This is a genomic window from Wenzhouxiangella sp. YN9 (genome assembly GCF_056324165.1).
The window spans coordinates 81,851-101,877 of the sequence record NZ_JBJNIP010000089.1 but is presented as its reverse complement, the minus strand read 5'-3'; the positions used below and the strand labels follow the sequence as shown (position 1 = coordinate 101,877).

Below are 20,027 nucleotides of genomic sequence, written 5' to 3'. Positions count from 1 at the left end.
AATCAGTCCTGCCGCTCGGCGGCAAGCAAAGAATTCAGGCGATTACCCAGCTCATCCAGCGCGATGAGCTCCTGCCCGGACTCGCCGCGCAGGTCCTTGATGGACGCCTTGCCTTCAGCAAATTCGTCTTCGCCGAGGATGACGCACCAGCGGGCCCCGCTGCGGTCAGCCCGCTTGAACTGCGAGCGCATGCTGCCCCCGGACAACGCGGCGGCAACACCGCGCCCCGGCAGCTGATCGCGGATCTCCTCGGCGACCACCAGCATGTCGGCCGCAGAGACCATGCTGACCACAAACACGTCGGCGCGCTGATCTCGGGTCACGCCCGCGGCCGTGAGCATCGCCAGCAGCCGTTCGACCCCCAAGGCAAACCCGATACCCGGGGTATCGCGCCCTCCCTGCATGGCTACCAGGTCGTTGTAGCGCCCGCCGGCACACACCGTGCCCTGGGCGCCCAGCTCATCGGTCATCCACTCGAACACGGTACGGCAATAATAGTCCAGCCCGCGCACCAGGCCGGTGTTGATGCGGTAGTTGATGCCCAGGTGATCGAGCAGCTCGCAGACCTGGCGAAAGTGCGAGCGCGCCTCGTCTCCCAGCGCATCGGTCAGCTTCGGTGCCTCCGCCATGATGGCCTGCGTCTGCTCATCCTTGCTGTCGAAAATCCGCAGCGGATTGCTGTCCAGCCGTCGCTGGCTGTCCTTGTCCAGGCGCTCGCGGAACGGCTCGAGGTAGTCGATCAGTTTCTGACGGTAGCGCTTGCGATCTTCGCGGTCTCCGAGCGTGTTGATTTCAAGCCGGATTCGATCCGACAGCCCGAGCTCGCGCCACAGACGCTCGCCCAGAGCGATGACTTCAACGTCGGCCGCCGGCTGCTCCAGGCCGAACATCTCGGCGCCGAACTGGTGGAATTGCCTTTGCCGTCCCTTTTGCGGCCGCTCGTGGCGGAACATCGGCCCTTGATACCAGACCTTGCGCCCGGGCGTTTGCAACAAACCATGCTGAATCGCAGAGCGAACCACGCCAGCGGTGCCCTCCGGCCGCAGGCTGAGCAGTTCGCCATTGCGGTCTTCGAAGGCGTACATCTCCTTTTCAACCACGTCCGTGGACTGGCCAATGGCACGAGTGAACACCTCCGCCTTTTCCAGAATGGGCAGGCGAATCTCGTGATAATCATAAGCAGCAAATGCCCGTGCCAGACGCTGTTCGAGCCAGCGCCACAGCGGCGTGTGCTCTGGCAGAACATCGTGCATGCCGCGAATCGACTGAATGTTGTTCATCGCTTGAATTCCATCAAAAACGGCAAGCCCGCCGGCGGCGGGCTTGGTGTCATGGCGATACGCCCTGAGCTGGCAACAGCGCCAGCCTTGCTGGTTTCGTGCTTTCTGCAGCGTTACGGTTGCTGCGGCTCCACGCTGCCGTCGGCGGCAATCGCGATATCGGCCACATCACCGCTCTCGTGCCCCTCCCAGGTCACTTTTTCACCGTCAATTCGCAAATCGACCGCACTCGAGCGCCCCAGCAACAGCCGAAAAGGCGCCTGCGCTTGGTAACTGCGGGTCTGGCCGCTACGCAACAGGTCATATTCCAGACGTTCGCCCTCGGCATCGTGAATCTCGATCCAGCTGTCGTCGAGCAGCTCAAGGTGCAAAGATGTCAGTCCGTCAGCCACCTCATCAGCTGTCGGCGCAGACATCTGCTGGTCTGGCGTGAGATCTGTCGGAAGAACCGGCCCTTCGATGGTTTCGCTGACCGGCCGAATGGTCTTGAGTGGAATCGCGGAAGCCGACACGTGCCCTGCAGAAGCTGCCGGCCGGCGCCGGTCAGCCTGCTTTCCTGATTCTTCCCCGTGATCAGCAGCGGCCCTTTGGTCGTGTCCGGATGGAGTGTCGGAACGGACCGCGACTGAATTCGGGCCAACGCCCGGGTCGCGCTCGAGAATACGCATGCCGCCGGCAATGAAAAAGTAAACCAGGGGTGGAATAATGGCAACGGTAACAATGGCATACGTGGCAATCTTCAAGTATCGCTCAAATTGCCACTCGCGCTGTGGCGCGACCGGGAAAGCGGCCTTGAGCTCCGGCGGTGAGTCCTCGCCCGCGTCGACCAGGAGCACCTCCGGGTCCAGATCAAGGGCCTGGGCGTAATTGCGGATATAGCCGCGGCGATAGATACTGGACAACTGCTCGATCTGACCGGTTTCGATGTCGTTGACCACGATGCCGGGCAGGCGCAGCCGGCGGGCCATATCCTTCTGGCTTAACGACAGCGCCTGACGCTGTTTGCGCAGCCTGGCACCGATATCCGCATAGCGCTGCCGTCTGTCGGCAGGCTTTTGCTCCCTGTCTTCGTTCGCGCTGGTGTTTTCAGTCATCTTGGCTGGTCTGCTGTCTTATATTTCGCGCCTCGGCCGAATCGGGGAAGCGTTCCTCCAGGCGCTCGAAGTAGCGGCTCGCCTCCCGCCCGTTGCCGAGGCGTTGTTCGATTCGATGCCCCAGCGCGAGCGTTCCGGCATCGGCATCGGATACCGACTCCAGGCGCTGAAGAAAGGCGCGCGCCCGAAAAGCATCGCCCTGCTGCAAGAACAGCTGGGCCAGATGGTACAGCGCATCCGGGTACTCGGCGCTGACCTCCAGGGCCTGCCGCAGCTGCTCCTCGGCAAAGTCCAGGCGCCCGTTTCTGCGAGCGCAGGCGCCTGAATTGGTGTACGCCACTTCGCGAGTCTCGTAAAAGGGATCATTGATGGCGCGCTGAAAAAACTCGTCGGCCTGGTTGTACTCGCCCTGCCGGCACAAGAAGGTGGCGTAGCTGTTGAGGGTCGCGCCGTCTTCAGGCGCCAGCCGGGCCGCTTCACGATAGTAGCGACGAGCTCTGGAGTCGCGCCCCAGGCGCTCCTGAATCATTCCCAGCGTCGCATAGGCAGGCACATGGGCCGGGTCGAGCTCAACGGCGCGTTCGAGCTTCTCCATGGCCAGCTGCAGATCACCGCGCTGAAAGTAGCCGATCCCGAGACGCGTGTTGACGTCCGCAGCCCGCACCGGGCTGACTCGATCCATGCCGGCCCGCCCGGATGTTCCGGGCCGTGGTTGCGAGCTGGCGCAGCCGACCGCCAGCAGCAGAAGAGTCACAATGGCCACAAACAGGCGCGCGCGACTCATACGGCCATTACCTGACTGGCCAGCTGCTGCTGAACGATCTGGCGACGCTGGCTGGGGCTGAGCAACTTGCCCACCAGCTGTCCGCAGGCAGCATCGATGTCCTCACCACGGGTCTTGCGCACGGTAGTGATCAGGCCGGCGGCACGAGTGATCTTCTGGAACTCGTAGATGGCTTCATCCGAGGAGCACTCGAACGGCGTGCCGGGAAACGGATTGAAGGGGATCAGATTGATTTTTGCCGGCAGCACACTGAGCAGACGCACCACGGCGCGGGCGTGCTCCGGCTGGTCATTGACGCCGTCAATCATGGTGTATTCGAACGTCACCGAACGCCGCGGGCGCGCCTTGACAAAGCGCTTGCAGGCCGCGATCAGCTCTTCAACCGGATACTTGCGATTGAGCGGCACCAGCCGAGTGCGCAGATCATTGTCGGCCGCATGAAGCGAGACCGCCAGGGCAAACTCATCGCCTTCGGCCAGGCCGTCGATGCCGGGAATGACGCCGGCAGTGGAGATGGTCACTCGACGCGAGGCCAGGCCATAGGCCAGATCATCGCGCAACAGGGAAAGCGTGGGACGAACCGCGTTGAGATTGAGCATGGGTTCTCCCATGCCCATGAACACCACATTGGTTACGTGCCGCTCCCCGCCGTGAATCTCGCGCAAGCGTTGTGCAGCGAGCCAGACCTGCCCGATGATCTCCGCCGCATCAAGATTGCGGTTGAACCCCTGGGTAGCCGTGGAACAGAAGGTGCAGTTGAGCATGCACCCCACCTGCGAAGAAATGCACAGGGTGCCGCGGCTGGTCTCGGGGATGTAAACCGCCTCGACAGCATTGCCGCCGGCAATCGACATCAGCCATTTGATCGTGCCGTCCGCCGAGCGCTGCTCCCGCATCACCCTGGGCGGGGCCACTCCCGCACGGGCTTTCAGGCGTTCGCGCAACGCCTTGGACAGATCAGTCATCTGCTCGAAATCACTCACACCACGCTGATGGATCCACTGCAATATCTGGCGCGCGCGGAAGGGTTTTTCGCCGAGGTCGACGAAAAACCGCTCAAGCCCTCCGCGGTCGAGACCGAGGAGATTGGTGATTTCTTCAGGCCCTGCGGGCATTTGTGTGCTTTCGCTGGTAATTAGCGCGAGTATATCTCATCAGCGCCAAAAAAGAAGGCAATTTCCTCTCTGGCGGTTTCTTCGGCGTCTGAACCATGCACTGCATTGGCGTCGATGCTGTTGGCAAAGTCGGCTCGAATGGTGCCGGGAGCAGCCTGGCTCGGGTCGGTCGCGCCCATGATCTCGCGGTTGCGCGCAATGGCGTCTTCGCCCTCAAGCACCTGAACCATGACCGGACCGGAAATCATGAATTCCACCAGATCCTTGAAAAACGGCCGCTCGCGATGGACGGCATAAAAGCCCTCGGCCTCTTCACGGGAGAGATGCTTCATTCGGGCAGCGGCAATTTTCAGGCCGGCCCGCTCGAAACGGCTGTAGATTTCACCGATCACGTTCTTGGCTACGGCATCGGGTTTGATGATGGACAGTGTGCGCTCCATGCGTGCTCCTGCAGTCTGTCGTAGGTGCTTGACTGGCTCCCCGGACAGGGCGAACCAGCGCGATGACTTGCCAGCCAGTACACCCTTGGCCGGGCAAACGCTTGATTGTATACCCAGACAGGCAGAAATTCACCCGCACAGACGCGCCTGCGCGACCGCAAGCCAAAAGGGGCTTGACTACAGCGCCGAGGATGCGCACAATACACGGCTTCACAATTCCCCGGTAGCTCAGCTGGTTAGAGCGGGTGACTGTTAATCACTAGGTCGTTGGTTCGAATCCGACCCGGGGAGCCAGATCAATCAAGGGGCTGCGACGCTGTCGCAGCCCCTTTTTTTCTGCCTGGCCAATGGTGCTGGATCCGGAGCAATTACCCGACAATCTCCGGCAGCCTTCGCCGATCGCGCGCGAGGGGCGCATTCAGAGGCTGTTCTGGCGTCCCAGCTGGCGATATTGCCTGGGCGTCATTCCCGTGACCTGTCGAAACTGTCGCGACAGCGCGCTCTGGTCGGAAAACCCGAGCTCTGCGGCAATATCAGCAAGCGGCATGTCGTTGTCAGACAATAGTCGCGTTGCCCGATCAATGCGCGCCTTGATGATGTACTGCCCGGCTGTCAGGTGAAAGATCTTTTTCATGCGGCGGTTCAACTGCGGCACCGACAAGCCAGCCGCCGTAGCCATCGACTCCACCGTCAGTGGTCTGGGCGGCGTTTCCTGCAAACCGTCAACAACACGGGCCAGGCGCGAATCGACCAGCGCTGCAGATGTCGCCTCGGCCAGATCCTTGGATAGACAGGCAAGACCGATGATGTCTCCAGCGGCATCAAATAACGGCTCTTTTGTTGTCAAGCACCAGCCGGCACCTCCACCCCGATAAATCGTGAGATCAAGGTTGTCGGTAATGGGTTCTCCATTGTTGAACAGCTGCTGGTCTTGCTCATGGTAGCGTCTGGCCATGGGTTCCGGAAACAGATCAAAAACGGTCTTGCCCACCACCTCGAGCGGCTGACTCAGCCCGAATCGCCGAATCCCCTCCTCGGCCATGTGCATATAGCGGCCGCGACTATCCTTGATTGAAAAGACCATGTCGGGCATCCGATCAAATAGAGCGCGAACGAATGCATGCCCAGTAACCCGACCGATGAATCGGTCTTTTGTCATGGCTGGTGAATCGAATATCAATGTCACTTGGTCAGTACTCGGTGTGCTGCAGATCGATAACAGACTGGTTTGTGCAAATTGATACGTCAAGTCGGAATTATCTTTCAAGATTCTCAACATACTCCACCGTTAAATTATCAATGCAGCTTCATCAGCGCTTTCTTGCAGCGCTGAGTGAATGATGATTTTTATCCAGGGAGAACTCATGTTGACCAGCGTCATGACCCGGCGGGCCTTTTCTGGCTTGCTGATTACCACAGCTCTGTTACTTCTGGCGGCATCGTCCGGCATGGCCAGCGATGGCCGCGTGATAATGGCCAGTAACCAGGGTCCGAAGCCTGCCAGCGACCCATCTGCGCGCCCGCCTGTAATGCACGTGCAGCCGCATGCAAGCAACCAATCTCCGTTGCCGCCCCTTCCGTCGACCCGTGAGCATCTGCGACTGGACTATGATCGTCCGTCGCCGGCACGGCCAGCGCAAGTACTCGCCGGCTGTGGCGTGGGCAATTTCACCGGCCTTGATGGTTCAGCCCTTGTCAGCGCCGTAAAGGCCGCATCAGCAGGGTGCATCAACTCGCTGTTCAGCGTCGATGGCGCAACAGGCGCAGGCATTTTTTCCCAGTCCCAGATGATCAGCATCGCCAATGCCATGGCGGTCGACGCGGCAAGCTATCCGGGCAATAACAGCAGTGGCATGCTGCAGCTGGTTCTCTATCTGCGCGCGGGATACTACGTGCAATTTTACAACAGCGGCCAGATCGGAAGCTATGGACCGGCGCTGGATGCAGCCATTGATCAGGCACTCAACGCGTTCAAGAACAACAGCCACTTCACGGACGTCAATGATGCTCACGGCGAAATCCTGTCCGAAGTGATCACCCTGATCGACAGTGCTGAGCGAAACGCCACTCAGATCGACACCATAAGCGGAGTCCTCGATCGCTATGGCCCTTCCCACCACGGGCTCTGGTACATGGAGGCCGCGGTCAACAACGTCTTTACCGTACTGTTTCGCGGGCAGCAGCTGGCCGATTTTCGCACGGCCGTGCAGCAGCAAGGCAATACTGGAATTCTGGACACCCTGGTTGATTTCATCAACAACAACAAGAGCGCGGACCTGGGCAGTGATCGTGAGTACATGCTGCAGAACGCCGCCGGAGAGCTGGCCCGCTTTCTGATCAAGGGTGCCTGGGGCTATCCGGAACCATTCCACAACCAGGTTCACCCCAAGGTCAAGTCCGTTCTGGATCAGTTCAGCATGACCGGCCCCGGAACCGGCGTTTATGTGCGCATGGCCGGCATCATCGACTATGAAGATAGCGAGCACTGCGCATATTTTGCCTTGTGTACCTTTGCAGAGGATCTGGAGGACTTCATTCTGCCCGAACAACATGCCCGAGACTGCAGCCCTACACTGCGCGTACGCAGCCAGGCATTGACCCCCGGTCAGCTCGATGAGGTTTGCGCTGAAGTCAGTGCTGAAGAGGTCTTTTTTCACGAACGTCTGCAGACCAACCATGTGCCGGTGGACGATGACTACAACGAAACGCTGGAGATGATCATCTTTCACTCCAGTAGCGACTATGAAACCTACTCCGGCACCTTGTTCGGAAACGATACCAACAATGGTGGCATGTACCTGGAGGGTGACCCTTCCGACCCAAATAACCAGGCTCGCTTCATCGCTTATGAGGCGGAGTGGATGCGACCCGAGTTCCATGTGTGGAACCTCACCCATGAATACATCCACTATCTGGACGGCCGCTTCAACTGGTGGGGCATGTTTTCTGACTATCCGATGAGTTCCCCGGCATCGGCCATCTGGTTCATCGAGGGATTTGCCGAGTACATGTCATGGAGCTTCCGCCAGGTAACCAACGTCGGTGCCGTCAACTCAGCATCCAATCCTGATAAGTTCACGCTCGGACAGATTTTCGACAACGACTACAACAGCAGCCAGGAGCGCATCTATCAATGGGGTTACTTGGCCACTCGTTTCATGTTCGAGCGGCACGAAGCGGAACTGGATGCCATGTTGACAATCACCCGGGCCGGCAATTACCACCCGGGATATCGTAATTGGCTAGACCCTGTCCGCAACATCTACAACAACGAATTCCGCGAGTGGCTGATCTGCTTTCACAGCGGCAACGGTGACACCTCGGCCTGCGGCGGACCGCCAGTGGACCCGCCGCCGAGCGGTGGCGACAGCATCTTTGCTGATCGCTTTGATACCTCCGGCAATGATGATGACGATGGCGGCAGCGAACCACCGCCTGAACCCGGGGTGGGTGAATGCACGCTCGAAGATGAGCGCGAGTTGGAAAACGGCTGCAAGCGCGGCGGGCTTTCCGCCAGCACGGTACAGGAAGATGTCTGGCTCTATATTTACGTACCTGAAGGCACCGGTACGCTGCGTCTGGAAATGAGCGGCGGTGAAGGCGACGCCGACCTGTATCAGAAACATGGTGGCTGGCCAGGAACGTCAGATTACGACAACGCCGGCACCGCCCCCGGCAACGATGAAACGCTCATCGTCTCCAACCCGGGCACTGGCTGGCACTATCTGCTTCTGAAAGCCAAATCTGACTCTTTTGACGGTGTCCAGGTAGCGGCCTTCTTCGATTGATGTGGTTATGGCATCCCTCAAAACCCGCCGGGATGACAGCGCGCCGCGCTGTCATCCCGGTTTCCGCCAGAGCCCAGTGCGGCAGGGCCCGCGGCTAATCCGGCCACTCGATCCGAGTGCCGTCAGGACCCGATGTGGCCACTTCCAGATGGCCAGACTCGATGAGCTCCGGCAATACGCGCGTCAACCGCTTGGGCAGACTGCGGGGTGGCGGCAACTCGGCCCAGCGCACGCCCACCCAGGCATCCCGCCAGGTGCGCTTGGCGGCGTACAGGCACTGATCCGCCACGTTGATCACCTCCTCCCAGTGCACGTGGCCGGGGCGCGCCGGAAATATCGGGTATTGAGCGTAGCCGAGCGAGCAAGTCAGGCGGACAGTGAGATCCCTGCCCAGGTCAAACTCATACTCGGCCATGGATCTGCGCAGTCGCTCGGCCAGGCGGGGAGCAAAGCAGGCATCGGTAAAGCGCGCCATGATCAAGAACTCCTCTCCACCCCAGCGCACGGCCGTATCCGACTCCCGAATACTCTGGTTGAGAATATCGCGAACCTGTTCGAGCACCCGATCGCCAGCTGAATGCCCATATTGATCGTTGATCTGTTTGAAGTGATCAATATCGAGCATGAGAAACAGCAGATCGACATTCTCGCCCAGCTGCTCACCGGGCGCGGCATTCTGGTCGCGATAGTAACGATCAACCAGAGCAACATCAGCCGGCGCCTGCTCTACCAGATAGCGGCGGTTACGCAGCCCCGTCAACGGATCGGTCAGGCTCTGCTCAGCCAATGCCTCATTGGCCTTCGACAGTTCTCGAGTGCGCTCGAGAACGCGTTGCTCCAGCGTGTTCTTGGCCTCTCGCAAAGACGTCAATGCGCGCTTGCGCTCCAGGCTGCTGGCCAGCTGGTTGGATACAAAACGCAGCAGGTCAAGATCCCCTTCCTGGTAGAGGCGATCTTCGCGGTAGCTTTGCACCGCCAGCAAACCAAGGGTCTTGCCCTCACACTGCAGCGGCACGCCCATCCATGCACAAGGCAGTGCCCCCTGGCCCTGGGGATTGACCTTGCCTGCCTCGATCAGCGCCAGCGTGTCTTTTTGCATCAGCAGGACGCCGCCATCCTGCTTGAGGGCGTATTCGGTCAAGCCGCCGCTGAGGCGGCGCTTTTCTTGCGGCTGCATGAACTCGTCAGCATAGTAGCCGAACTCCAGAGCCTGATTCTGATCGACCAGCAGCGCGATGAAGAAATTCTCGGCATAGATCAGCTGCCCCACTTCACGATGAACCAGCTGGAAAAAATCTTTTTCCCGGCCCGCCTCACTGGCCTGCTCGGCAATATGGAACAGCGCCCTTTGCAGGCGCTCACCACGACGTCGCTGAGCGACTTCCACCTGCAGGGATCGATTGGCTTCGGCGAGCTCCCGCGTTCGGGCCACAACCGCCTCTTCCAGGTCCTTGTGGGCCTGACGACGCTGCAGCATGGTCAGAATATGGCTGGCCACGAAGCTCAGAAGGTGCTGCTCTTCCTGGCTGTAACGGTTTTCCTGGTTGTAGCTTTGCAGAACCAGCATGCCCCGAACCTGATTGCCGTCGAGCATGGGCACTCCCAGCCAGTCATTGGTGGTAGCGCCCAGAAACTTGAGCGGCCCGGGTATCATCTTCTCGATGTCACTGATTGATCCACGCAACGCCTTGCCCAGGCGGATCACGTACCAGGTCAGGCTGTGCTTGATATCTTCAAGCGGAATGTTGGCCGACAGATCGGGAGGCTGGGTGGCCACGTCGACAAAATAGCGGAAGCGAACCGTATCCTGGTCGGCATTGTAGAGAAAAATATAAAAATTCTCGGCATACATCAGCTCGGCAATGATCTGATGCAGCCGCTGCAGGATATCGTCGGTGTCCAGGTTTGCGCCGGCCAGATCGGAAATCTGGAACAGGGCTTTCTGTATGCGTTCGGCCTTTTTCAGCTCTTCGATGGTCTGCTGGAGCCGGTTGTCGGCGGATGCCTGATGCTGCGACATGAGGCGGACCTGTGTCCTTGCGGAGTCATGACCAACCACAAAGCGTAGCAGCATTGCTGCCACTTATGCGCGACTGTCCCTGCTGCCGAGCCAAAACCTAGGGTTCGAACAGGCCGTGGATGAACCATCCTCTCGGTGACTGGTGTTCATGAAAGACCCAGACGCGGCGGCCATGACGGTCGCGGGCGATGAAATAATCACGCTGACAGCGCGCACCGTCCCACCAGCCGACCTCGATGCGCTCGGGCCCTTCCTCCAGCCGCAAATTTTCGCGCCGACAGGGCTTTGGCACGGGCAGCAGCCAGGTCGGGCGCGGGCGCGTATCCTCGCATTGCGTCGCCGTTCCCGGCTCGACCCAGCGCCAGGCCTTTTCGGGGCGATGATCGGGCCGCGGCGCCAGGCCGGACAAACCGTCGTCACCCAGCCGCGCCCTGAGCCGGTCCAGCAGCGCCGGCCAGGCGTCGTCGCGATTGTCATGACGATTGTTGTAGCCATCATGACCGCCCCACAGATCTGCCTGGGGCGGGCAATATTCATCGGTGCTCTCAGCGCTCAGCTCCACGGCTTCCACGGCCGCCGGCAGCTCGAGATTCTCGAGCTTGAGCGCAAGCAGCTCCAACAGCCTGTCGACATCCACGCCCGGGCGCGACAGTCCGACTCTCAGCGGAATGCTGCCGCCGCCGTTCTCGCGATGCAGCGAGATATGCAGGCGCACAAGCGCCTGATCGCGAACGTCAAGCCAGTGCGCCATGCGCTCGAGCGCGCGGCGGAAGACGAACAACAGGGCCGAGCTGTCGCTGCTGGCCGCCGGCAGTTCCAGACGCAGCCGGAATGTCTGCGGCGGCTGCCAGGCGGCCAGCGCGGTGGGCTGGCGCCCTTCCAGACAGAGCAGGTGTCGGCCGAGCGCCGGACCAAAACGCCGCGCCCGCTCGGGCGCCGGCAGGCGCAGAAGCTCGGCCACCGATTTTAGCCCACAGCCGGCCAGCGCCCGTGCCTGTTTGTCGTCGGCGGCCAGCGCGGTCAGCGAAAGCCCGTGCAGTTTCTCGCGCATGTTGTTGATGCCGGCGGCATGCAGGCCGTGGCGGGCAAACAGGCAGGCCGTGGCCGCAACCGGCGCCGAGCCGAGCTGCACCTCAAGCCCGCGGCGCTCGAGGTCTGTCCGCAAGGCCTCGACCAGCGGCCGCAGCCCGCGGTACAGGCGCCGGCTGCCGGCAATCTCGAGCAGCACGCTGTCGGGCGGCACTTGCACGACGTGGCTGCTGTGCTGCCAGGCGGTCAGCGCCAGCTGCTCGAGCAGGGAGGTTTCAGCCCGTAAATCGCGCGGGCGGCTGTGCAGGGCTGGCGCCACGGCCAGAGCTGTGGCCAGGGGCTGGCCCGCGCAGACCCCGGCCCGGCGGGCGGCCGCGCTGGCCTGCACGATGACGTGGCGGCCGCGATGATGGCGGTGCACGGCATGCAGCGGCGGCACCTGTCGATCGCACTGCCAGGCCGCCATCAGCGGCAGCTGCGGGCAGTACAGCCCGAGCCACAGCTCGCTGCGCCTGGCGCTATCTCGACCGGGCATGACGACGATAGCTCGCCAGGTCGACGGGAGACCCGGCTTTCGGATCCAGACGCTTCGACTCGACCAGCCCGGCCGGGCTGCGCAGAACCTCGATTTCAGGCCCGGGCGCAAGCCCCAGACGCAGGGTCGACACGGAAGGCGGCGGCGTCTGGTCGGGGCGATAGATCACGAAAGCCGGCCCCGGGCCATCTCCGGCGGCCAGCTGCAGGCGGCGCACGGCTTTTTCTCCGACGCGGCCGCTCGGAGGCCACACCGCAACGCTGCCGCACAGCCCGCTTTTCAGGCACTGCTCGGCCGCCCACAGCGCCTCGTCGACCGCGCGCACCACGATCAGATGTTCGAGCACCACCCCGGCCCCGGCAAGCGCCTGCGGCCCCGGCACCAGGGTCGGCCCGGCCAGCACCACCGGCTGCCCCTGCTGTGTGCAGCGCGCGAAAAACGGCAGCAGCAGGCCGAGCTCGCCGCACCCGGGCAAGCGCGGCTGCAGCTCGGTCAGGCGGCCCAGCGGCCAGCCGCCGCCGGGCAGGCCGCGGTCGAGCCAGCCCAGGCCGGTGGCGGCCACCGGCAGGGATTGGCGCCCGCGCCCGCGCCCGCGCCACAGATCGGAACGGCGGTTGAGCAGTTGTTCAATGCGCGCTTTGGCCGACATTGCGGACTCCGGATGGATGAATCAGAATACTGTATAAGTTTACAGTTTCTCAAAGTCCGCGAATCGACGGATTTTCCGGAGCCCGTTTTGACCACTCCAGCCGCATCAGCGCCCGAATACGCCGAACTCCACGCCCTGAGCGCCTTCAGCTTCCGGCGCTCGGCCGCGCGGCCGGAGGCACTGGTCGAGCGCGCCGCCGAGTGCGGCTACTCGGCGCTGGCGATCACCGACGAGTGCTCCATGGCCGGCGTGGTGCGCGCCCACGAGGCCGCCCGCGAACACGGCCTGCGGCTGATCACCGGCAGTGAATTCCGCCTCGAAGACGACAGCCGCCTGGTGCTGCTCGCCCCGTCCCGGGCTGCCTACGGCCAGATCTGCCGTCTGATCACCTCTGCCCGCCGGCGCGCCGGCAAGGGCGCATACCGGCTCGAGCCCGAAGACCTGGAAGCCGGGCTCGACGGCGTGCTGGCCATCTGGAAAGCGCGCCGACGATCAGGCGCGCATCAGAACCATGCCCCAGCACAACCAGCAAATGATATTCATGCCGCCCGGCTCAAGGCACGTTTCGGCAACCGGCTCTGGCTGGGCGCCACCCGCCTGCTGGCCCCCGGCGAACACGCCTGGTTCGACCAGCTCGACGCGCTGGGCCGGCGCCACGGCATCCCCCGACTGGCCTGCGGTGACGTGCGCCTGACCGTCCGCGACGACAAGCCCCTGCTCGACGTGTTCACCGCGCTGGAGCTGGGGCGCCCCGTCGCCGACTGCGGCCTGGCGCTGGCCGCCAGCGGCGAGCGGCACCTGCGCCCGCGCGACGTGCTGGCAAAGCTCTACCCGGCCGAGTGGCTGGCCGAAACCGGGCGGGTGGCCGCGCGCTGTCGCTTCTCGCTCGATGAGCTCGACTACCGTTATCCGCGCGAGCTGGCGCCCGAACCCGGAAGCCCCATCCAGCACCTGCGCCGGCTCACCCTGGCCGGCGCGCGCAAGCGCTACGGTGATGTGGTTCCCGAAAGAGTCCAGGCCCTGCTCGCGCGCGAGCTGGCCCTGATCGAAGACATGGGTGTGGAAGCCTTCTTCCTGACCGTGCACGACCTGGTCGAATTCGCCCGCGGCCGCGGTATTCTCTGCCAGGGCCGCGGCTCGGCGGCCAACTCGGCGGTGTGCTATTGCTTGGGAATTACCGAGGTCGACCCGTCGGAGCAGCAGCTGCTGTTCGAGCGTTTTTTATCGAAAGAGCGCAACGAGCCGCCCGATATCGATGTCGACTTCGAGCACGAGCGCCGCGAAGAGGTCCTGCAGTACGTCTACGAGAAATACGGCCGCGAGCGCGCCGCCCTGGCCGCTACCGTGATCTGCTACCGGCCGCGCAGCGCCATGCAGGACGTCGGCCGCGCGCTGGGCCTGGAGCCAGAGCGCGTCAACCGCCTGACCGCCTCGCTGGCCTGGTGGGACAGGCCTGAAATCTGGCCCGAGCGCCTGCGCGCGTGCGGGCTCGACCCCGACGCGGCACTGACGAAGCATTTCCTGGAACTGAGCACTCGCCTGATCGGCTTTCCGCGCCACCTGTCGCAGCACGTCGGCGGCATGGTCATCTCCGATCGGCCCCTGCACGAGCTGGTGCCGGTGGAAAACGCTGCCATGGAAGATCGCACCATCATCCAGTGGGACAAGGACGATCTGGAAACCCTGGGCCTGCTCAAGGTCGACTGCCTGGCGCTGGGGATGCTGACGGTGATACGGAAAGCGATGGATCTGGTCAATCGCTCCGAAACCTGGAACCACGGAAGCAAGCACCAAATCTCAAATACCGAATCGCAAATAAACTCGAATGCTCAAAACGAAACCCGCGTAGGTCGGCGTTACATCGCCGACGGACAACCTGAATGCAAGCACCAAATCACAAATATCAAATCACAAATAAACTCGAATGATCAAAACAAGGAGACAAACAACCAGGCAGCAAGGAAACCAGCCAACCAGCCAACAAAAGAAAGAGCCGACAAACCGGCCAGATGGCATAAGCAATGTGCCATTCTTGAACATGCATCGCCATGCGTGAACAGACCCGAAACCTCGTCCGTCGCGGATGTAGCCACGACCTGCGCGAGCCACACTCCGGCCCCGGGCAGCCCCCGCGAGCTGACGCTCGCCACCATTCCGCGCGAAGACGCTGCCACCTACGAAATGCTCTGCCGCGGCGATGCGGTGGGGGTATTCCAGGTCGAGTCGCGTGCGCAGATGGCGATGCTGCCCCGGCTCAAGCCGCGCTGCTTTTACGATCTGGTCATCGAAGTGGCGATCGTGCGGCCCGGCCCGATCCAGGGCGACATGGTTCATCCCTACCTCGAGCGGCGCCGCAATCCCGCTGCAGTGAGCTATCCAAGCCCGGAGCTCAAGCGCGTGCTCGAGCGCACCCTGGGCGTGCCCATCTTCCAGGAGCAGGTCATGCAGATCGCCATGGTCGCCGCCGGCTTCAGCGCCGGTGAGGCCGATCAGCTCAGGCGAGCGATGGCGGCCTGGCGGCGGCGCGGCGGCCTGGAGCCGTTTCGCGAACGGCTCATGACGGGCATGCGCGAACGCGGCTACTCCATCGACTTCGCCGAGCGCATCTACAAACAGATCTGCGGCTTCGGCGAGTACGGTTTTCCTGAATCACACGCGGCCAGCTTCGCCCTGCTGACCTACATCTCATCCTGGCTGAAGTGCCATCATCCGGCCGCCTTCGCCTGCGCGCTGCTCAACAGCCAACCGATGGGCTTCTACGCCCCTGCCCAGATCATCAACGACGCCAAGCGCCATGGCGTGCGGGTTCTGCCGGTGGATGTGCGCTACAGCGGATGGCATTCAGACCTTGCCAATGGCCGCGCAGGTCGGCGTTACATCGCCGACGGACAAGCTGAAAGCAAGCACCAAATATCAAATACCCAATCGCAAACAAATTCGGATGATCGAAACAAAAAAGAAAACAACCGGAAAACAAGCCAACCAGTAAACCCGCCAACCAGCCAACCTGCGATCCGCCTTGGTCTGCGCATGATCAAGGGCCTGCGCGAAGACGTCGTCGGGCGGATCGTTGATGCGCGCTCGCAACAGCCGTTTGGCGACATCGACGACCTGGCCGAGCGTGCCGGGCTCGATCAAAATGCTTTGCGGAAACTGGCCGACGCCGGCGCGCTCAAGGGCTTGACCGGACATCGTCATCGGGCGCGCTGGGCCGCGCTCGGCGCGCAGCGCCAGGGCGATCTGCTGGCCGGCGCCGAGATCCGCGAGCAGCCGGTACGGCTGTCCGTGCCGAAAGCCCGCGAAGAGCTGATCGACGACTACGCCAGCCTGGGCCTGAGCCTGGAGCATCATCCGATAAAACTGCTGCGGCACCGGCTGGGCCGACGGGTGCTGCACGCAAGCGCCCTGCCCCGCCACGGCGACGGTCGCCGCATTGCCGCCGCCGGCGTGGTCACGCACCGTCAGCGCCCGGGCACGGCCTCGGGCGTGGTCTTTCTGTCGCTGGAAGACGAGACCGGCATCGTCAACGTGGTGGTGTGGCCGAAACTGCTCGAGCGCTACCGCCGCGAAGTGCTCGGCGGGCGCATCCTGCGCGTATACGGCCGGCTTCAGAGCGCCGAAGGCGTGTGCCACCTGGTGGCCGAGCGCATCGACAGCCTTGATGCATGGCTGGCCGAACTCGACAGCCGCTCACGGGATTTTTGTTGATGAGCCATCGGGGAGCAGTGAGCGCCGAAAATACGCGTAGCGCGCCGTGGAGGTTTTGACATGTCGTCCGTCGGCGATGTAACGCCGACCTACGCAGGCTTTGTTTGGTGCTTGAAATTTGGAGTTTCATGCCCTCCGCCAGGGGCGCTCCCCCCCGGCGGAGGCACCGAAACCACAATGCAAGCCCGCTCAGGTAATAATGGTCACCGGGCTCCTGGCGTGGCGGCTGACCTTGTCGCTGACGCTGCCGAGCACCAGGCTTTTCATGCGCGACAGGCCGCGGCGGCCCATGATGACCATCACACCGGGGTCGTCTTCGGTATAGCGCACAACTTCCTCGGCCGGATCGCCAATGGAGGTTTCTTCCTCAAGCTCCTTTGGAGCTGCATCTCCAAGCGCTTCCCGCGTGCTGTCGAAAGCACGCTGAGCCGCGGCCTGGGCGGCCCGGTCGATATCGTTGCGCGACATGCCGGCCATGCCGATGACCTCCACCGAAGCGGCCGGAAAAACGTAGAACAGACGCATCGGCACCTGCAGCGCCGATGCCATGCTGGCGGCGAATTTCACGGCGCGATTGGCGTTCTCGGAGCCGTCGACCGGCACCAGGATTTCCTTGACGGGGTGACTCATTTCTTTCCTCCTGAATCGATGATCATTGATTGTCCTCTATTTCAATTGTGAACGACAGGATGCCGGCACGACTTGACTAGAAGCAAATCCAGAGCTGGCTCAGCGCTCATGTTCGGCCAGCAATCGCTCCAGCGCCCCTTCATCCAGTACTTCAATGCCGAGCTTTTCGGCCCGGTCGAGCTTCGAGCCGGGGCTGTCGCCGGCGATAACGGCCGTCGTGTTTTTTGAAACGCTGCCGGTCACCCGCGCGCCAAGCGCTTCCAGACGCTTTTTTGCCTGTGATCGGGTCAGGCCCGAAAGTGAACCCGTCAGAACATATGTGCATTCCGCCAGCGGCAGCGTGTCTGCGTCAATCGCTGGCTCTTCCGGTTCATAGCTGACGCCGGCCTCGAGCAGTTCCTCGATGACTTCACGGTTGTGCGCTTCATCGAAGAATGCGTGCACGTGACGGGCTACGACGGGGCCGACATCGCGCACGGCCTCGAGATCCGCCACTCCGGCTGCCGCCAGCTTGTCGAGGCTGCCGAAATGCCGCGCCAGCGCCTGCGCGGTCACCGCGCCAACCTCGCGAATGCCGAGCGCAAACAAAAGCCGCCCCAGGGTCACCTGCTTGCTGCTCTCCAGCGCCTGGAGCAGATTATCGGCCGATTTCTCGCCCATGCGCTCCAGGCCCGCCAGGGTTTCTCGGTCCAGGCGGTAGAGGTCGGCCGGACTGTGCACCAGGTTGCGCTCGACCAGCTGCGCAATCACCTTCTCGCCCAGGCCATCAATATCCATAGCCGTTCTGCTGGCAAAGTGCTCGAGCGCGCGTTTGCGCTGGGCCGGACAGACCAGGCCGCCGGTGCAACGCGTCACGGCTTCGCCTTCGACCTGCTCGACGGCCGAATCACATTCCGGACAGCGCTCGGGCATCTGCCATTGTTCGGGTTCACCCTCGCGCCGCTCGGGAATCGAACGCACGATTTCGGGAATCACGTCGCCGGCCCGGCGCACCACCACCCAATCGTCCGGGCGCACGTCCTTGCGGCGGACCTCATCGAGGTTGTGCAGCGTGGCGTTGGTGACCGTCACCCCGCCGACGAACACCGGCTCGAGCCGGGCCACGGGTGTGAGCGCACCAGTGCGGCCGACCTGTACCTCGATACTCACGAGCCGGGTGGTTTCTTCCTGTGCGGGAAACTTGTGCGCTATCGCCCAGCGCGGAGCGCGCGAGACAAAGCCGAGCTCCCGCTGCTGATCGAAATCATCCACCTTGTAGACCACGCCGTCGATATCGTAATCGAGCGCATCACGACGCTTGCCGATCTGTCGATAGTAGTCGAGCAGGCCCTCGAGCCCCTGCGCGGTCCGCGCCTCGGGGCTGACCGGCAGGCCCATTTCACGCAGGCGGGCCAGAGTTTCGGAGTGGCACTCCGGAAAACCGTCCGTGGTGGCCGCCTGGTAACAGAAAAAATGCAGCGGCCGACGCGCAGTAACCTCCGAATCGAGCTGACGCAGGCTGCCCGAAGCCGCGTTGCGCGGGTTGACGAAGGTTTTCTCGCCGCTATCGGCCAGGCCCTCGTTGAGCTCGGAAAATCCCGAACGGGTCATGAAGATCTCGCCGCGCACTTCCAGATTATCGGGAATATTGTCGCCGCGCAGCTTCAGGGGCACGGCGCGAATCGTGCGCACGTTGGCGGTCACATTCTCGCCGCTGCGGCCATCACCCCGAGTGGCTGCCAGGCTCAGGCGACCACGCTCGTAGCGCAGCGCAATGGCCACGCCGTCGAGCTTGGGCTCGACGCTGTAGGCCACTTGTTCGATATCGAGCTGCTCGCGCACCCGCCGGTCGAATTCGGCCACCTCCTCTTCGCTGAAGGCGTTGCCCAGCGAGAGCATCGGAATACGGTGTTCGACCGTCTCGAACCCCGCGGCCGGCTCGGCGCCGACACGCCGGGTGGGCGAGTCTTCGGTGATCAGCTCCGGGTGCTCGGACTCGAGCTCCTGCAGCTCGCGCAGCAAGCGATCGTACTCGGCATCGGAAACGACGGGATCGTCGAGCACGTAGTAGCGATAATTGTGCTCACGCAACTGCTCGCGCAGGGACGCGATGTGCTCTGCGACCGTACCGGCATGCCGTTTTGTCATGTGCGGCGCCCTACTGTGGCTTGATGGTGCCCGACTGGCGGTCGTACTCGCGCATCTCTTCGCGAATCTGGGCGATTCGCTGGCGTGTGAGCAGGCACTTGCTGTCATCGAGCACGTCGGCTCCGAGCAGCTTGCTGATGCGCTCGGCGGTGGCCAGCATGGCGTCCCAGGCATCGAGCGCGCTGACCGGCGCCGGCAGCGTCAGGAAAAGCGTCACGCCCGGCGTATCGAAGACATTCCACTGCGAGGCATCGAAATGGCCCGGGGGCGTCAGGTTGGCCATCGAAAAGACCGGCTTGGTGGCGCCTTCATGACGGCGGTGAAAGATGTTCATCTCGCCGAAGTTCAGGCCGGCCTTGATGGCGGCATCCAGCAATTCCGAACCACTGATGCGCTGCTCGCCGTGCCTGCAGATATACAGATAAACGATCTTGTCGGGCGTCTCGCGCGGTTTCGCTTCTTCGTCGGCGGCCGTTTGGTCGATGCGGCTGCCAAGCCCGGGTTCGCGGGTGCTTTCAGGCGGCACACTCTTCTTTATGCGGGTCTGACTGCTGTCGCCATGACGATGGTCATGACGGTCGTCGCGACCATCGCCACGACCATCGCCAAGACCATCGTCGGCCGCGGGTGACCCACTATCCGCGCCAGGCCGGTTGTCCGCTTCGCCGCCGAGAGTCGGCTCGCGCCGCATGCCGCGCCAGCGGGCATGATTGCGCCTCGACTCGCCTTCCGGCTTGTGCAGCAACACAATCACGGCCAGCACGACCAGACCGATCAGAATCAGGATCAGGCGGAGATTATCCACGTTTGTTCGACCTTAGCCCGTTG

Annotated in this window: 14 protein-coding genes, 1 tRNA gene and 3 pseudogenes; 6 read left to right on the top strand and 12 right to left on the bottom strand. The window is 62.6% G+C overall.

The features are described 5' to 3' along the window. Positions 1-2: 2 nt before the first annotated feature. From hisS to ndk, 5 genes are all read right to left on the bottom strand, one after another. On the bottom strand, positions 3-1,280 hold the full coding sequence (gene hisS / locus ACEWQ0_RS06635; protein ID WP_476483126.1) for a histidine--tRNA ligase: 1,278 nt from the start codon (positions 1,278-1,280) through the stop codon (positions 3-5). A gap of 113 nt (positions 1,281-1,393) precedes the next feature. Then, complete coding sequence (locus tag ACEWQ0_RS06630) at positions 1,394-2,374, bottom strand: helix-turn-helix domain-containing protein (protein WP_476483125.1); 981 nt, start codon at positions 2,372-2,374, stop codon at positions 1,394-1,396. Beyond that, on the bottom strand, positions 2,367-3,158 hold the full coding sequence (gene pilW / locus ACEWQ0_RS06625; RefSeq protein WP_476483124.1) for a type IV pilus biogenesis/stability protein PilW: 792 nt from the start codon (positions 3,156-3,158) through the stop codon (positions 2,367-2,369). The genes ACEWQ0_RS06630 and pilW overlap by 8 nt, the downstream gene beginning before the upstream one ends. Beyond that, positions 3,155-4,273 (bottom strand): dual-specificity RNA methyltransferase RlmN, encoded by a 1,119-nt coding sequence (gene rlmN / locus ACEWQ0_RS06620; RefSeq protein WP_476483123.1) that lies wholly within the window; start codon positions 4,271-4,273, stop codon positions 3,155-3,157. Before rlmN ends, pilW begins: the two co-directional genes overlap by 4 nt. 20 nt (positions 4,274-4,293) lie before the next feature. Continuing rightward, positions 4,294-4,713, bottom strand: a complete 420-nt coding sequence (gene ndk, locus ACEWQ0_RS06615) for a nucleoside-diphosphate kinase (protein WP_476483122.1) — start codon at positions 4,711-4,713, stop codon at positions 4,294-4,296. Positions 4,714-4,930: 217 nt separating this feature from the next. Here ndk and ACEWQ0_RS06610 point away from each other — a divergent pair. Beyond that, a tRNA-Asn gene (locus tag ACEWQ0_RS06610) sits at positions 4,931-5,007 on the top strand. A gap of 124 nt (positions 5,008-5,131) precedes the next feature. On the opposite strand, the gene ACEWQ0_RS06605 is transcribed toward ACEWQ0_RS06610, so the two are convergent. Next, the gene (locus tag ACEWQ0_RS06605; protein ID WP_476484886.1) at positions 5,132-5,980 is read right to left on the bottom strand and encodes a helix-turn-helix domain-containing protein; all 849 of its coding nucleotides are present in this window, start codon (positions 5,978-5,980) and stop codon (positions 5,132-5,134) included. Between the two features lie 70 nt (positions 5,981-6,050). On the opposite strand from ACEWQ0_RS06605, the gene ACEWQ0_RS06600 reads away from it, so the two are divergent. Beyond that, entirely contained in the window at positions 6,051-8,501 is a 2,451-nt protein-coding gene (locus ACEWQ0_RS06600; protein ID WP_476484885.1) for a M9 family metallopeptidase, read from the top strand. A gap of 94 nt (positions 8,502-8,595) precedes the next feature. Here ACEWQ0_RS06600 and ACEWQ0_RS06595 read toward each other — a convergent pair whose 3' ends face one another. The 3 genes from ACEWQ0_RS06595 to ACEWQ0_RS06585 form a co-directional block, all read right to left on the bottom strand. After that, positions 8,596-10,521, bottom strand: a complete 1,926-nt coding sequence (locus tag ACEWQ0_RS06595; protein WP_476484884.1) for a sensor domain-containing diguanylate cyclase — start codon at positions 10,519-10,521, stop codon at positions 8,596-8,598. A 97-nt stretch (positions 10,522-10,618) separates the two neighbouring features. Then, positions 10,619-12,085, bottom strand: a complete 1,467-nt coding sequence (locus ACEWQ0_RS06590; RefSeq protein ID WP_476483118.1) for a Y-family DNA polymerase — start codon at positions 12,083-12,085, stop codon at positions 10,619-10,621. Beyond that, positions 12,069-12,734, bottom strand: coding sequence for a hypothetical protein (locus tag ACEWQ0_RS06585; RefSeq protein WP_476483117.1), 666 nt, complete (start codon positions 12,732-12,734; stop codon positions 12,069-12,071). The genes ACEWQ0_RS06590 and ACEWQ0_RS06585 overlap by 17 nt, the downstream gene beginning before the upstream one ends. A gap of 12 nt (positions 12,735-12,746) precedes the next feature. Between ACEWQ0_RS06585 and ACEWQ0_RS06580 the strand changes: the two are divergent. The 4 genes and pseudogenes from ACEWQ0_RS06580 to ACEWQ0_RS06565 all read left to right on the top strand — a co-directional run. Beyond that, a pseudogene (locus ACEWQ0_RS06580) lies at positions 12,747-13,190 on the top strand (PHP domain-containing protein); the annotation flags it as partial. A 369-nt stretch (positions 13,191-13,559) separates the two neighbouring features. Further along, positions 13,560-14,495 (top strand): annotated as a pseudogene (dnaE2, locus tag ACEWQ0_RS06575) (error-prone DNA polymerase); the annotation flags it as partial. A gap of 369 nt (positions 14,496-14,864) precedes the next feature. Further along, a pseudogene (locus ACEWQ0_RS06570) lies at positions 14,865-16,064 on the top strand (helix-hairpin-helix domain-containing protein); the annotation flags it as partial. 57 nt (positions 16,065-16,121) lie between these two features. Further along, on the top strand, positions 16,122-16,442 hold the full coding sequence (locus ACEWQ0_RS06565) for an OB-fold nucleic acid binding domain-containing protein (protein WP_476484943.1): 321 nt from the start codon (positions 16,122-16,124) through the stop codon (positions 16,440-16,442). A 189-nt stretch (positions 16,443-16,631) separates the two neighbouring features. Here ACEWQ0_RS06565 and ACEWQ0_RS06560 read toward each other — a convergent pair whose 3' ends face one another. The 3 genes from ACEWQ0_RS06560 to zipA form a co-directional block, all read right to left on the bottom strand. Then, complete coding sequence (locus ACEWQ0_RS06560; RefSeq protein ID WP_476483115.1) at positions 16,632-17,072, bottom strand: universal stress protein; 441 nt, start codon at positions 17,070-17,072, stop codon at positions 16,632-16,634. A 99-nt stretch (positions 17,073-17,171) separates the two neighbouring features. Next, positions 17,172-19,199, bottom strand: coding sequence for an NAD-dependent DNA ligase LigA (ligA, locus tag ACEWQ0_RS06555; protein ID WP_476484883.1), 2,028 nt, complete (start codon positions 19,197-19,199; stop codon positions 17,172-17,174). 10 nt (positions 19,200-19,209) lie between these two features. Beyond that, positions 19,210-20,004, bottom strand: coding sequence for a cell division protein ZipA (gene zipA, locus ACEWQ0_RS06550; RefSeq protein ID WP_476484882.1), 795 nt, complete (start codon positions 20,002-20,004; stop codon positions 19,210-19,212). Between the last annotated feature and the right edge of the window lie 23 nt (positions 20,005-20,027).